Origin of the sequence: Sorangium sp. So ce1014 (genome assembly GCF_051521505.1) — a bacterium.
In the GTDB taxonomy this organism is placed as follows: Bacteria; Myxococcota_A; Polyangia; order Polyangiales; family Polyangiaceae; genus Sorangium.
The window spans coordinates 10,091,948-10,105,000 of record NZ_CP150356.1 but is presented as its reverse complement, the minus strand read 5'-3'; the positions used below and the strand labels follow the sequence as shown (position 1 = coordinate 10,105,000).

Here is a 13,053-nt window from a genome sequence, read left to right as displayed (position 1 = left end):
AAAGCATCTAAGCGGGAAGCCGGCCTCAAGACTAGGTGTCCCGGACCGCAAGGTCCCTAAAGACCCCTCGTAGACCACGAGGTTGATAGGCCGGGTGTGGAAGCCGAGCAATCGGCGGAGCTAACCGGTACTAATAGGTCGTGCGGCTTGACCATACTTCTAAGGCAAACATCGAAGCGTCGCGCCCGGAGTTCGGGTGACGAGCAGCGTGACACAGCTGGCCTGGCGTAGAGCGTCGCGAGAAGCGGCTCCGCTGGGCTCCAATTGGACGCACCCACAAGTTTCCGGTAGCGATATCGAGAAGGTCACACCCGATCCCATACCGAACTCGGAAGTTAAGCTTCTTGGAGCCGATGGTACTGCCAGGGCAACCTGGTGGGAGAGTAGGACGCCGCCGGGATTTTCTTCGAGCCTGCGCACGGTGCAAACCGTGCGCAGGTTTTTTTTTGCCTTTTGTCTCCGGAATTCCCGGCGATCGGGATGCCTGTGGCGCGCCGTCGAGGTCGCTTCGGGGTTCGGGGGCGGCGAGCTCCGGGGAGGGCATTCTGAGCTGCCCGGCCCCCGGAAGGGGTGTTCGCCGGGCGGCGCGGGGAGACCGAACTCGCCTGGGACGTTCGTTCTCCGGCGCGCTGCGCATGCCGGAGAACGAACGTCGATCGGGCTCAGACATCGGCCCTCCCCGCGCCACCCGGCGAACACCCCCTCCGGGAGCCTACCGTCCGTCAAAATGGCGCGGTGGCGGGCGTTTCGCGGCGTCGGTTGGGTCGTCGGATGCGCGCCGGTTTTGCGGCGATGCACGGCGAGAGCGCCTGCCGCTCGGTGGGCCACCGGAGCAGGTACCGACAGACCCGCGCCGTGGAAGCCGGCTTTGCGGCGATGCACGGCGAGAGCGCCTGCCGCTCGGTGAACCACCGGAGCAGGTACGGACAGACCCGCGCCGTGGAATCAACCCGGTGAAGGGGCAGCCTCGTGCCGCTGCGGATGGCGCGGCTGCCCTCGCTGGGTGAGGTTCAGTGCGGGCGCTCGGTGGCTCGCCTCGGGCCGTAGCTGCGCAGGAGAATGAGCCCTGCGAGCACGACAAGGGCGGCGATCTGGAGCTGAAATGGGATCCCCTGGACCCACTCCTCCTCGTCGATCCCGATCGTGGCGAGCACCAGGCCGAGCAGGCCACCCAGGGCCTCGCCGGCCCGGCTCACCGTCGTCGCAGGGCCGCTGGCGACCGCCTCGTGCGAGAGGGCATGCAAGAGGAGGCCCGCCACGGCAGAAAGGAGCCAGGGCTCGACCGCTTCGAGGCGCTCCACATCGACGAGCCGCGTCGCAAAGGCGCCGATCACCGTGGCGAGCGCGATGCCCGCGAGCGCTGCGCTCATGGCGCCCTTGCCGCCAGTTCCAGCCCTCACCTCGAGGACCTGGATCGCCACCACCATGGCGAGCGGCACCGTGTGCGCCGCAAGCGCAAGCACGACAGGCAGCGTCAGCTGACCCACCCGGGAGAGCGACGCCACCGCCGCACCCTCGCCGAACTGATGCGCGAGCACGGCGGCATACCCCATCGCGAGCGCGGTCGTCGGCGTCCGGTGAGCACCAGCCTCCCCGATCACGAGCCGCTCCAGCACCGCCGGCGCCAGGAAGCCCGCCACCGCCGCGATCAGCGCAAGCCAGCCGATCTCGCCGAGCGCCTCCGGCAGCAGGTGGAGCAGCGCAATCGACGCCGCCCCGACGAGGGCGAACGTCCGTAGGGCAGACATCGCGCGCTCGCTCCGATGACGGAACAGCGCCGCCATGCCGCCCAGCATGACGGCCAGCGCGAGGAGCAAGACGCCGAACGCCAGCGACACAGGCGCCCTCCTAGCACGGATCGATCGCGAATCGGCACTGAGCCGAATATCGTGTGTGGCGCACTACGAATGGGGGAGGTTGTGCCGGCCCGCGCGGAGGATCAGGTCGCCCACGAGGGCGGTCCAGCCAGTCTGGTGCGAGGCGCCGAGCCCGGCGCCGGTGTCGCCGTGGAAGTACTCGAAGAAGAACAGGCGATCCTGGAAGCGAGGATCGCGCTGGAAGAGCGGGTGCTCGCCGTAAACCGGGCGGCGCCCCTCGCGATCGCGCTCGAAGATCGCGATCAGCCGGCGCGCGAGCTCGTGCGCGCCATCGCGGAGCGTGCGAGGACCGTGGCCGTCGAGCGGGGGGATCGTGAGCACGTCGCCGAAGCCGTGATCGAGCCGGAGCAGCGAGCGGTAGAGAAGATAGCCGAGCGGGAACCAGATCGGGCCGCGCCAGTTGGAGTTGCCGCCCTTCATGCGCGTGATCGACTCGCCCGGCTCGTAGCCGACCGTGTACTGCGCATCGCAGGGCTCCTCCAGCCCGAGCGAGACGGGCGCGGCCGCGTGCTCCTTCGAGAGCGAGCGCGGGCCGAAGGGCGAGAGGAACTTGTCCTCGTCGAACAGGTGCGCGAGCACCCGCTCGAGTCGCCCAGGCGTCACGGCAGAGAGCACCTGCCGCCCGTCCGGACGCACCGTGATCGCCTCGGCCAGCGCGGGGTTCTTGCGCAGGAACCACTCGGTGCGGCGCCGGAAGTTCGCGAGCTTGCCGTAGATCTCCGGCGTGATCACGTGCACGGCGCAGAGCGGGATGAGGCCCACGGCCGACCGGATCTTCACGTGCCGCGGCTTCCCGCCGGCGGTGAGGATGTCAAAGTAGAAGCCGTCCTCCTCGGACCAGAGCGGCAGCCGGTCGCCTTCCGCATGGTGGAGCGCGTGCGCGATCCGAAGGAAGTGCTCGAAGAACTTGCTGGCGAGATCCTCGTACGCGGAGTTCTCCAGCGCGAGCTCCAGCGCGATGCGCATGAGGTCGAGGCAGTACATCGCCATCCACGCGGTGGCGTCCGCCTGCTCAAGGCGCATCCCGGGCGCGAGCCGCTCGCTGCGATCGAAGAGGGAGATGTTGTCGAGGCCGAGGAACCCGCCCTCGAACACGTTGTGCCCCTCGGCGTCGCGCTTGTTGACCCACCAGGCGAAGTTGATGAGGAGCTTGTGGAACACCCGCTCGAGGAACACTCGATCGCCCCGGCCCCGCTGCTTCCGCTCGATCTTGTAGAGCTGGTAGGTCGCCCAGGCGTGCACCGGAGGGTTCAGATCCGAGAACTCCCACTCGTAAGCAGGCAGCTGCCCGTTCGGATGCTGGTACCACTCCTTGACCATCATCTTCAGCTGGGCCTTCGCGAGATCGATGTCGAGCGGGGCCAGCGCGAGCGCATGGAAGGCGAGATCCCAGGCCGCAAACCAGGGGTACTCCCACTTGTCCGGCATGGAGATGACGTCGGCGACGGCGACGTGCCGCCACTGGCTGTTGCGGCCCCAGCGCCGGTCGGGCGGCGGCGCCTCCACGTCGCCGCGGAGCCAGGTGTCGACGTCGAAGTGATAGAACTGCATCGTCCAGAACAACCCCGCCGCCGCCTGCCGCTGGATGGCCCGGCGATCCTCGGACAGACCAGGACCCTGGACGGCGAGATAGTACTCGTCCGCCTCCTTGCGACGCGCCTCCAGGAGCTCGTCCGCGCCCTCGAAGGGCCTCTCCACCGGATCCGGGACAAGCCGGAGCAGGATGCGCCTGCGCTCGCCGGCCGGCACCTCGAGGCGGTGCCAGCTCGCGGCCTTGGTGCCGCGCAGCTCGGCGTTCACCCGCGTCTCATCGGCGTCGATGACCCGGTGATGGAACGCGTCCTTGACGTACGGCGTTCGCGAGGGGGTGCCGTGAAGCCGCTCGTGGTTCGTCTCGTTGTTGGTGAAGAGCAGCTCCGGACTGCCCTCGATGTAGAGGTGATGCGCGTCGTGCTCGGGGTGCGCCGCTCGCAGCATCACGTGGCCAGGGCCCGTCTTCATGGCCCGGATCTCCGGGACCGGGCCGGGAGGCTCGCTCCAGGACCACGTGTTGCGGAACCAGAGGTGCGGCAGCACGTGAATCGGCGCGGCCTCCGGGCCGCGGTTCACCACCGTGATGACCATGAGGAGGTCGTTCGGGCTCCGCTTCGCGTACTCGACGACGACGTCGAAGTAACGATCGCCGTCGAAGGCGCCGAGCTCGGGGAGATCGACCTCGCTCTCCGATAGGCCGCGCTCGCGCGCGGCGGCGCCGAGCGCGTCGTAAGGGAACTGCCGCTGCGGGTACCGGTAGAGGTAGCGCAGGTAGCTGGAGGTCGGCGTCGCGTCCTCGTAGTAGTAGATCTCCTTGACGTCCTCGCCGTGGTTGCCTTCCGGCCCGGTCAGACCGAAGGCCCGCTCCTTCAAGATCGGATCCCTCTCGTTCCAGACGGCGACGGCGAGACACAAGATCTGGTGTCGGTCGCAGATGCCGCCGAGCCCGTCCTCGTTCCAGCGGTAGGCGCGGCTCCGGGCGTGGTCGTGAGGGAAATGCGCCCAGGCGTCCCCGTTCGCGCTGTAGTCCTCGCGCACCGTCCCCCATGCGCGCTCCGACAGGTACGGGCCCCAGTGCTTCCAGCGCAGGAGGCGCTCGCGCTCCTCTTCGAGGCGGCGGTGCTCGGCGGTCAGCGCAGCGCGGACGGTCCTCGTCATGGAGGCCACGCTAGGCGACTCGGACGGAGGCGTCGAGCCCGCGGCCGGCGCTACTCGGTGCGCTTGATGATGTGGAATCCGAACGGGGTCTCGACGACCTCGCTCACCTCGCCGACCCTCAAGGCAAAGGCGACGTCGGAGAAGCCCTTGACCATCATGCCGCGCTCGAACACCCCGAGGTCCCCGCTGCGCTCCTTGGCGCCAGGCTCGTCGCTGTACTCCGCGACCGCGTCCTCGAAGCTCGCCCCGCCGCGGATCTTGAGGAGCGCCTCCTGGGCGCGCGCGCGCGCCTCCTCGCGCGTACGACGGATGCCCTCGGGCTTGCTCTTCGAGCCGTCGTGCATGACGAGGAGGTGCCGCGCGCCGATCTGTTTCGGCTGACTCGCCACGAGCGCCTGCTCCCGCTCGATCGCCGCGTCCTCCTCGGCCGCCCGGATCGGGGCGGAGACCGCGAGCCCGCCGCCGACCCAGGACGGCGAGGTGGCCAGCGTCCCGCAGGCGGTCGCGCAGAGGAGCGCGAGGGGAGAGCACGCCGTGAGCGCGCGGACCAGCATGGCGCGGAGAGCAAGGCTACGCATCGGCGCGGAGACTGCCGCGGGAGGGAAGCGCCCGCAACCCTTCCCGTCCGCTCCTTTGTCCGTCAGCGGAGCACCATCACCGGGACGAAAGCCCATCCGCCGGCGGCCACGCTCACCCGGGCGCGCCGCACCTCGCCCCGGGCGCTCACGACAACGTCGTGCGTGCCCGCGCGGACGCGGGTGCGCGCGATCGCGACGCGCGCAGGGAGCGTCGACCAGCCCCGCGTGTCCGGCGTGTCGAGCGCGCTCAGCGTCGCGCTCGTGAGCAGGCCGACGAGCAGGCCCAGCGGGCCGGAGTCCTCCGCAGCAGCCTCGGTGGCGCCCTGCGCGGCCTCGCCCGCGGCGATACGGGCGACGGTCCTCGTGATGGCCGACAGGATGATCGTCCCCTCGCTCTTCTTCCACGCCGAGCGCACCTGCGCCTCGACGTCGAGGGCCTCCTCCATCGGCTGGGAGCGCCCATCCAGCTTCAGGGCCGGAATCGAATGGCCGCCCTTGCCCCGGGCGAGCGTCGGGTAGTTGACCCACGTCACGAGCCCCTTCGCCGCGAGCTCGCTGGCCCGCGCGCGATCGGTCGGGCTGATGTCGTCGGCCACCAGCGTGAGCGCGAGCCCGATCGGCAGGCGCTGCGGCACCTTCTGCGGCACGCGTCCGAACCCGACCACGACGACGAGCTCCGCCTCGCCGGCCTCGGCGAGCGGCGGCGACGGCTCCGCGCCCTCGATCAGGGCGGCGACGCGGGGCGACCTCGGCTCGCCGCGCGTGAGCGCGCGGAGCGGGTCGCGGAGCGATGGATAGGGCCCGTGGCGGAGCGCGTCGTCGTAGTAGAGGAGCGCCTCGTCGGGCTGGCCGCTCTTCTCGAACGCGAGGCCGGCAAGGTAGCTCCCGAGGCCGACGAGCGCCGTCCCGCCCTCGTGATCGCGCAGGTACTTCTGCATCACCGCGAGGCGGCGGGCCTCGACCCTGGCCCCGCTGAGGTCGCGCTGGGCCAGGTAGTTCATCATGTTGATGGTGTTGATGAGCAGCTTCTCGTACGCAGGCGCCCTGTACGGGCCCGCGTCGTCCGAGAAGAGGTATTTCCCGAGCTCGTCGGCGGCCCCGCGGGACATGTCGAGCAGGTCGATCGACTTGTCCGCCATCCCGAGATCGCGCGCGGACAGCTTGTAGCGGTCCATGCTGAGGAGGATGTTGCCGCGGTCGAGCAGGAGGAGCGCGTTGTCGCCCTGGAGCGACGGAAGCTCGGCCGCGGTCTCGACCTCCATCTGAGCGTTCAGCGCAGCCACCGCCGCCGCGGGGGCGCCGCGGTCGAGCGCGGCGAGCGCGGTGCGCACGCGATCCTCGTGGCCGGCGCAGGCCGCCTGTCCGAGGCCGAGGAGCAGCGCGAGAGGCGCGAGACGCGCGAGACGCGCGAGACGCAGAAGAACCGCGCGCCCGCGCCCCCGGAGGCTCGCGTGCCGCCCGCGCATCACTCCTGGATGAGCGCCTTGGTGAAGGCGGCCCGGTTCTGCCAGGCCACCGCGCTCGTAGCGACCTCGATGAGCTGCATGAACATGAAGTACTGGACGCGGCGCTCGTCCTCGGTGCGCTCGTCCGAGGTGAAGACCTTGCCGGTGATGTAGTACTTCGCGCCGAGCTGGCGGTTGTACTCGGCGATGTGGTTCGGATCGAACCCGCCGCCGTGCTGCTTCTCGATCTCCGCGATCATCTGCTGCTGGCGCTCGACGCTCACCACGGTGACGAGAGTCGTCTTGACCATGTACGTCTCGACATCCGACAGGAGCGCCTGCAGCTGGCTGTCGATGTGCTCGCTCGTCTGGTTCGACAGCGGGTAGATGGCGAGCGTGGGCCGCGAGCCGTCATGCGCCCACGCCTTCGCCACGGGCGAGGCCATCAGCGACGTCAGGTTCTCGTGGAGGAGCTGCTCGATGTCGCGCTTGTCGATTCCCGTGCTCATCGCCGCGTCGTCGAGCCCCTCGACCTGATTGCCGCGCACGTAGGTCGGTCCGCAGCCGAGGGACGTCATGGCGAGCGCGAGCGCCGCGAGCAGCGCGGCCGGACGGATGATGGGCGAACTGGGCATGGACACTCCGCAGGGGCAGGACGGCCGCATCCTAGCAGGCGAGGTGTGCAACGGAGCGGCGATCAGGCGGAAATCGTGCTCCGCCGTGCGGGGCGCGGGCGCGCCGGCAGAGCGGTCACCCCGGCGCGTCTCAGCGCGAAGAGCGCGAGGAGCGCGAGGAGCGCGCGCAAGGAGGCGGGCCCGCCAGCGTCGCCGACGATGGGACCCTGCGCGCACGTGAGCCAGCGCTCGTCGAGCGGCCGATGGGATGGCAACCGCTCCGTCGCGCCGGGCGCCGTGACCCACCAGGGCGCTTCGTAGTCGCCAGCATCGGCGGCGCGCGTCGCCTCGGCGACGAGCCAGTCGCGATGGGCGATCAGCCCTCCGTAGATGGGGTCGGAGCAGCCGGCCGGCCCGCGCGAGGTCACGCCGATGATCCGACCGGCGACGTCGAGCGCCGGTCCGCCCGAGTCGCCGCTGCAGATGCCGCTCTCGCCGCGCCACTCGCTCCCCGTGACGCGCTCCTGCGTTCCACAGCCGTACCCTACGCACTCGACGCGGAGCCCGTCGCGGCGCCGTCGCGCGCCGCCGTCGCGCGCTTTGCCCTCCGTGTCGCCGAAGCCCACCGCGGAGTAGACCTCGCTCTCCTCGGGCGGCCGCTCGAGGCGGGGCGCGAGCGGCGTGACGTCGCTGCTACGGATCGGCGAAGACAGGACGACGAGCGCGAGATCGCGCCCGCACACGGCGTTGCCGTCGGGCGGGTTGAGCACCGCGCGCGCGGCGAGCCACGGCGCCTCCGCAGCCCACATGGCGCGGCCGAGGGAGGCGTAGACCTGCGAGGCGTCGACCGGCTCACCGAACGTCGCCGTCTTGCACGAGATGAGCTTCGGCGTCTCCGCGATGCAGTGCTGCGCCGTGAGCACCAGGTTCGGCGCGATCAGGGCGCTCGAGCAGGTCCGCGCGACCCGCCCTCTCCGATCCGTGATGATCAGCCCGGCGACCGCGCGATCTCCCGCGTCGGGATAACCTCCCTTGATCTCCAGCGCCGCCTCGTCCGCGTCCTCCCCGTGCAGGCCTGGCTCGTCCACATCTCCCGCGCAGCCGGCCAGCGCGGCAGCGGCGAAAAGGGATCCAGCTCGGGTACACCACGCGGTGCTGTTCCGGCACACGGCCAGCCGCCGTTGCACGGCACCTGCCAGCCTGGGCTGTGCATCGCCGCTTTCCTCGAGGAAGGAGAGGATTGCTTCCGAGGAAGCTCACGCGCGCCCGGAGCAACGCCGCTGCGCTGTGGTGGGAGCTGCGGCCGGCGCGCCGATCGGGCTCTTGTGCACCCGAGCACCCGACCCCGGCGCCGCCGGGGCGCGCCTCTTCGCGATCGATCCTCCCAGGGAGAGGCGACGCGCGGGCGCAGCGCATCGTGATCTCGGAAAAGCGACCCGCGCCGCCTGTTCCGAGCGTCCGTTCGCGACGTCGCTCCGCCGCAAGCGCTCGTTCTTTCCAGGCGGCGCCGGAGCGTCAGCCGACCACGATGTTCACGATCTTCCCTGCGACGTAGATGAACTTCTTCACCTGCTTGCCGGTGGAGAGCGCGGCCACGCTCTCCAGGTTGAACGCGGCGGAGCGGGCCTCCTCCTCCGATGCCGCCTTCGCCAGCATCACCCGGCCGCGGACCTTGCCGTTCACCTGCACCGGGATCTCGAGGACGTCATCGATGCAGAGCGCCTCGTCGTACGTGGGCCAGGGCTCGTAGCTGAGCGAGCGCTCGTGGCCCGTGAGCCGCCACAGCTCCTCCGCGAGGTGCGGCGCGAAGGGCGCCACGAGGAGAACCAGCCGGAGGACCGCCTCGCGCGGCGGCGACGGCAGCGAGCTCAGGTGGTTCACGAACACCATCATCGCGGAGATCGCGGTGTTGAACGCCATCGCCTCGATGTCGCCGGTCACCTTCTTGATCGTCCTGTGGAGCTGCCGGCTCGTCGCGTCGTCCATCGCGTCCGAGAGCGGCCGCGTACACGTCGAGAACACGCGGTCCCGGAAGCGGACCACCCCCTGGATCTGCCCTGACTGCCAGGGCTTCACCGCCTCGAGCGGGCCCATGAACATCTCGTAGAGACGCAGGACGTCGGCGCCGTAGGCCCGCACGATGTCGTCGGGGTTGATCACGTTGCCCCGTGACTTCGACATCTTCTCGTTGTCCTCGCCGAGGATCATCCCCTGATGGACGAGCTTCACGAAGGGCTCGGGGTGCTTCACGCGGCCGAGGTCGTAGAGCACCTTGTGCCAGAAGCGCGCGTAGAGGAGGTGCAGCACGGCGTGCTCCGCGCCGCCGACATAGAGGTCGACGGGCATCCATGCGTCGTACGCGGCCTCCGAGAACGGCTCCGCGTCGTTCTGCGGATCGAGGAAGCGCAGGTAGTACCAGCACGAGCCCGCCCACTGCGGCATCGTGTTCGTCTCGCGCGCATACCACCTGCCGTCCTGCTGAAAGAAGCGCCAGTCCACCGCGCGCGCCAGCGGGCCCGCCGGGTCGTCGCCAGGGCGGAAGTCGGCGAGCGGCGGCAGCTCGATCGGGAGGCTTCCGTCGTCCACCGCGATCGGCTGGTCGTAGCGGATCGTGTGCGCGTCGCCCTTCCGGGGATCACCGTCCGGCTCGGCGAGCTCGACGGGGAAGTAGATGGGGATCGGCTCGCCCCAGTAGCGCTGGCGCGAGAAGACCCAGTCGCGCAGCTTGTAGTTCACCTCGCGCTTGCCGCGGCCGAGCGCCTCGAGGCGGTCGATGACGGCGCGCTTGCACTCCTCCGTCTTGAGCCCGTCGAACTCGCCGCTCCGGACCGAGACGCCCGGCTCGACATAGGCGGCCTCGAGCTGCTCGTGCAGGGCGCCGTCGGGGCTCACCACCTCGACGATGGGCAGCCGGTAGGCGCGGGCAAAGGAGAAGTCGCGCTCGTCGTGCCCGGGGACCGCCATCACGGCCCCGGTGCCGTAGCCGCCGAGCACGTAGTCGGCGACCCAGATCGGCACCTCTGCGCCCGTGATCGGGTGGACGGCGACGAGGCCCGTGTCGACGCCGCTCTTCTCCTTCGCGGCCGCGGTGAGCCGCTCGCGATCGCTCTTGCCCGAAGCAGCCGCGACGTACGCGCGCACCGCCTCGCGGCGCGCCTCGGACGCGCCGCCCTCGGCGCTCGTGAGCCAGGCCGTCAGCGGGTGCTCGGGCGCGAGCACGACGTAGGTGACGCCCATCAGCGTGTCGGGGCGGGTCGTGAACACGCTCAAGGAGCCCTTGGGCCACCCCTTGACCTCGAACGTGATGAGCGCCCCCTCCGAGCGGCCGATCCAGGCGCGCTGCATCGCGAGCGTCCCCTCGGGCCAGTCGACGAGGCGGAAATCCTCTAGCAGGCGGTCGGCGTAAGCGGTGATGCGGAGCATCCACTGCCGGAGCGGCGTCCGGTAGACCGGGTGTGCGCCGCGCTCGCTCTTTCCGTCGCTCACCTCCTCGTTCGCGAGGACGGTGCCGAGCGCCGGGCACCAGTTGACGCTCACCTCGTCCTGGTACGCGAGGCCCTTCTTGAAGAGCTGGAGGAAGATCCACTGCGTCCAGCGCACGTAGCGCGGATCGGTCGTGGAGAGCTCTCGCGACCAGTCGTAGCTGAAGCCCAGCATCTTGAGCTGGCGCTTGAAGGTCGCAATATTCCGCGCCGTCGTGTCGGCCGGGTGCGTGCCGGTCTCGATGGCGTGCTGCTCCGCCGGCAGGCCGAAGGCGTCCCAGCCCATGACGTGCAGCACGTCGATCCCGCGCATGCGGTAGTAGCGGGACACGATGTCGGTCGCCGTGTACCCCTCGGGGTGGCCGACGTGCAGCCCCGACCCCGAGGGGTAGGGGAACATGTCGAGCACGTAGCGCTTCTCGCGCGCGGCGCCTGCGCTGCGGACGGCGCGGAAGGTCTCGCCCTCCTCCCATGCGCGTTGCCAGTGCGGCTCGACCGCGGCGTGGTCGTAGCGCGCGGGCTCGCGCGGCTCGTTGGGAGAAGGTTCGGTGGAGGTGCGGGAGCCCATCGTCTCGGCGGCCATATCGCGACGTGCCATAGCACTGTGCTGCCGCGGTCGACAGCCGCCCCGCGGCGGCAGAAGCTCGCGTCCTCCGCGGGAGCGCTGTCGCCCGTCCGCCGCGCGCGCCCCGGCCATGTCGAGAGTTCCCGGCAAGCGTGGACAGCCCCTCGGCGCGAGCTCTGCGGTCGGATGCGCCCGCGCTCGCGAAGGGGGACGGCGGCGCGCGTCGCCCCGCGCTCGGGATGGAGGCGCGCTGCGCGCCGGGGGCGTCGACGACGCTTCCGCCGCGCTGACGGCGGCGCGAGCGAGCGCTCCGCCGCCTGCGCACCTCGGTTGGGGAGGCGAGCTCGCTCTTCGACCGGCCGAGCCCCGGGGCGCGCGCCTCGCTGCTCCTTCGTCCGCAACGGGCGGCGTGAGCGCGGGGCCGCGCTGCGCATTCCCGGCGCAGCAACGCCTCGCTGGACGGGGCGACGCGTCAGAAGGATGGCCGGACGCCGAGACTTGGGGGTAGATTGAGAGCGCTGTTCCGCTTCAGTGTGAGGCGGAGGGGCCGCGTGGGCGGTTCCTCCGGGGCGCGCGGATGACCGACAAACACGTTCGATGGGGAGCCCCCGAGAGTGAGATGACGGCGCAGCCAGGCCGACCGCTCCCCTCTGCGCATGGATCAGGGATCCCTTTCCGGCCCCTGCCCGTGCCGCCGCTGATGGCGCCCGGGGCCCTCCGCCCGCTCTCCGCGCCGTACGCGCTCAGCCCTCAGCTCCAGCAGCACAGCCCGCCCGGCTTCGGCGGTCCAGCGCCGTCGGCCGCAGGCTTCGGCGGTCCAGCGCCGTCGGCGCCCGGCTTCGCTGGGCCAGCGTCGTCAACGCCGGTCACCGCGGCGCCGGCTTCCTCTCCGGCAGCGATGTCCGGGTACACCCAGCCGCCTGCGGCGAACGTCTCGGCGCGCGGAGGGACCCTTCCGCCCGGGCTCGTCTCGCAGCAGGACGTGCTGGCGGCCAGCGGCGTCTTTTCTCCGAGCGCCCTCCCGTTCGTCTCGGCGCCGCCGCCGTCGGACCCGATGCCCCTGAGCCAGATGTCGTTCCATCCGGCGCCGACCACGGAACGGATGGGCGCGAACGCGGCGCAGCCGCCCGCTCCGGCGGCGCCGCCCGGGTTCGCGAGCCCCGGGTTCGGTGCCGCCGGGCCCCCTGTCCAGGAGGCCGCGCGCACGCCGATGCCCTCGCTGCACGCCGGCGTTCCGGCGCCGGCCGGGCCGCCCTCGGCCGCTGCGCCCGCGCCCGCGCCCGCTCCGGCGATGGGCGCAGCTCCCGGTGCGGCGGCGCCCGGCGCGCCCCCAGCGGGCGGCGGGTGGGACGGCGCGGCGATGCCGCCCGCCGAGAGCCCGTGGGCCACCACGTCGGCGCGGCTCGAGATGCCGGCGCTCCCGTCGAGCTTCGTGCACGAGCGCGCCGAGCCGCAGAAGCCACCTGCCGCGCCGGCCCCGCGGCGCGAGGGCGGCAGGACGATCATCGTCGTGCTCAGCGTGATCCTGGCGATCGCCCTGCTGGCGCTCGTCGGGATCACGCTGTGGCAGAGCATGGGCGGCGGAGGGCCCATCGCGATCGACTACACCGAGCCGCCTCCGACGACCGCCGAGACGTCGCCCGCGCCCACCCTGAGCGCGACCGCAGCCCCCAGCGCGCCCGCCGCGCCCCGGCCCGCCGCGCGGCCGCGGCCGAAGAACGACGACATCTACGAAGAGGTCGAGAAGGAAAAGACCGGGCGCTGAGGCGGCTCGACGCGGCGCGAGGGCAGCGCGCCGCAG

General features: G+C 71.2%; 8 protein-coding genes and 2 rRNA genes (1 of these 10 running past the window's edge). 3 read left to right on the top strand and 7 right to left on the bottom strand.

Annotated features, from left to right (window positions below; genetic code table 11):
• Together WME75_RS38335 and rrf are read left to right on the top strand one after the other, a co-directional pair.
• A 23S ribosomal RNA gene (locus WME75_RS38335) occupies positions 1-155 on the top strand (it extends 2,854 nt beyond the left edge of the window).
• Positions 156-283: 128 nt separating this feature from the next.
• Positions 284-400: ribosomal RNA gene (gene rrf / locus WME75_RS38330) — 5S ribosomal RNA — on the top strand.
• A gap of 610 nt (positions 401-1,010) precedes the next feature.
• Here the strand turns inward: rrf and WME75_RS38325 are convergent.
• The 7 genes from WME75_RS38325 to leuS form a co-directional block, all read right to left on the bottom strand.
• Positions 1,011-1,838 (bottom strand): hypothetical protein, encoded by an 828-nt coding sequence (locus WME75_RS38325; RefSeq protein ID WP_437481556.1) that lies wholly within the window; start codon positions 1,836-1,838, stop codon positions 1,011-1,013.
• Between the two features lie 63 nt (positions 1,839-1,901).
• Complete coding sequence (locus WME75_RS38320) at positions 1,902-4,568, bottom strand: MGH1-like glycoside hydrolase domain-containing protein (protein ID WP_437481555.1); 2,667 nt, start codon at positions 4,566-4,568, stop codon at positions 1,902-1,904.
• A gap of 50 nt (positions 4,569-4,618) precedes the next feature.
• Positions 4,619-5,146 (bottom strand): peptidylprolyl isomerase, encoded by a 528-nt coding sequence (locus WME75_RS38315; protein WP_437481554.1) that lies wholly within the window; start codon positions 5,144-5,146, stop codon positions 4,619-4,621.
• 62 nt (positions 5,147-5,208) lie between these two features.
• Complete coding sequence (locus WME75_RS38310) at positions 5,209-6,477, bottom strand: hypothetical protein (protein ID WP_437481553.1); 1,269 nt, start codon at positions 6,475-6,477, stop codon at positions 5,209-5,211.
• A gap of 134 nt (positions 6,478-6,611) precedes the next feature.
• A complete protein-coding gene (locus tag WME75_RS38305) occupies positions 6,612-7,226 on the bottom strand; it encodes a penicillin-binding protein activator LpoB (RefSeq protein WP_437481552.1) in 615 nt (204 codons plus the stop codon).
• A gap of 62 nt (positions 7,227-7,288) precedes the next feature.
• The gene (locus WME75_RS38300) at positions 7,289-8,293 is read right to left on the bottom strand and encodes a trypsin-like serine protease (RefSeq protein ID WP_437481551.1); all 1,005 of its coding nucleotides are present in this window, start codon (positions 8,291-8,293) and stop codon (positions 7,289-7,291) included.
• A 427-nt stretch (positions 8,294-8,720) separates the two neighbouring features.
• Positions 8,721-11,285 (bottom strand): leucine--tRNA ligase, encoded by a 2,565-nt coding sequence (gene leuS / locus WME75_RS38295; protein WP_437481550.1) that lies wholly within the window; start codon positions 11,283-11,285, stop codon positions 8,721-8,723.
• Between the two features lie 865 nt (positions 11,286-12,150).
• Here leuS and WME75_RS38290 point away from each other — a divergent pair.
• On the top strand, positions 12,151-13,017 hold the full coding sequence (locus WME75_RS38290; RefSeq protein ID WP_437481549.1) for a hypothetical protein: 867 nt from the start codon (positions 12,151-12,153) through the stop codon (positions 13,015-13,017).
• The last annotated feature ends 36 nt before the right edge of the window (positions 13,018-13,053 follow it).

What these genes read in the sequence shown, in the direction of transcription:
- WME75_RS38305 (WP_437481552.1), bottom strand. Translation starts at nt 7,226, where the DNA reads ATGCCCAGTTCGCCCATCATCCGTCCGGCCGCGCTGCTCGCGGCGCTC.
- WME75_RS38290 (WP_437481549.1), top strand. Translation starts at nt 12,151, where the DNA reads ATGTCCGGGTACACCCAGCCGCCTGCGGCGAACGTCTCGGCGCGCGGA.
- WME75_RS38315 (WP_437481554.1), bottom strand. Translation starts at nt 5,146, where the DNA reads ATGCGTAGCCTTGCTCTCCGCGCCATGCTGGTCCGCGCGCTCACGGCG.
- leuS (WP_437481550.1), bottom strand. Translation starts at nt 11,285, where the DNA reads ATGGCACGTCGCGATATGGCCGCCGAGACGATGGGCTCCCGCACCTCC.
- WME75_RS38320 (WP_437481555.1), bottom strand. Translation starts at nt 4,568, where the DNA reads ATGACGAGGACCGTCCGCGCTGCGCTGACCGCCGAGCACCGCCGCCTC.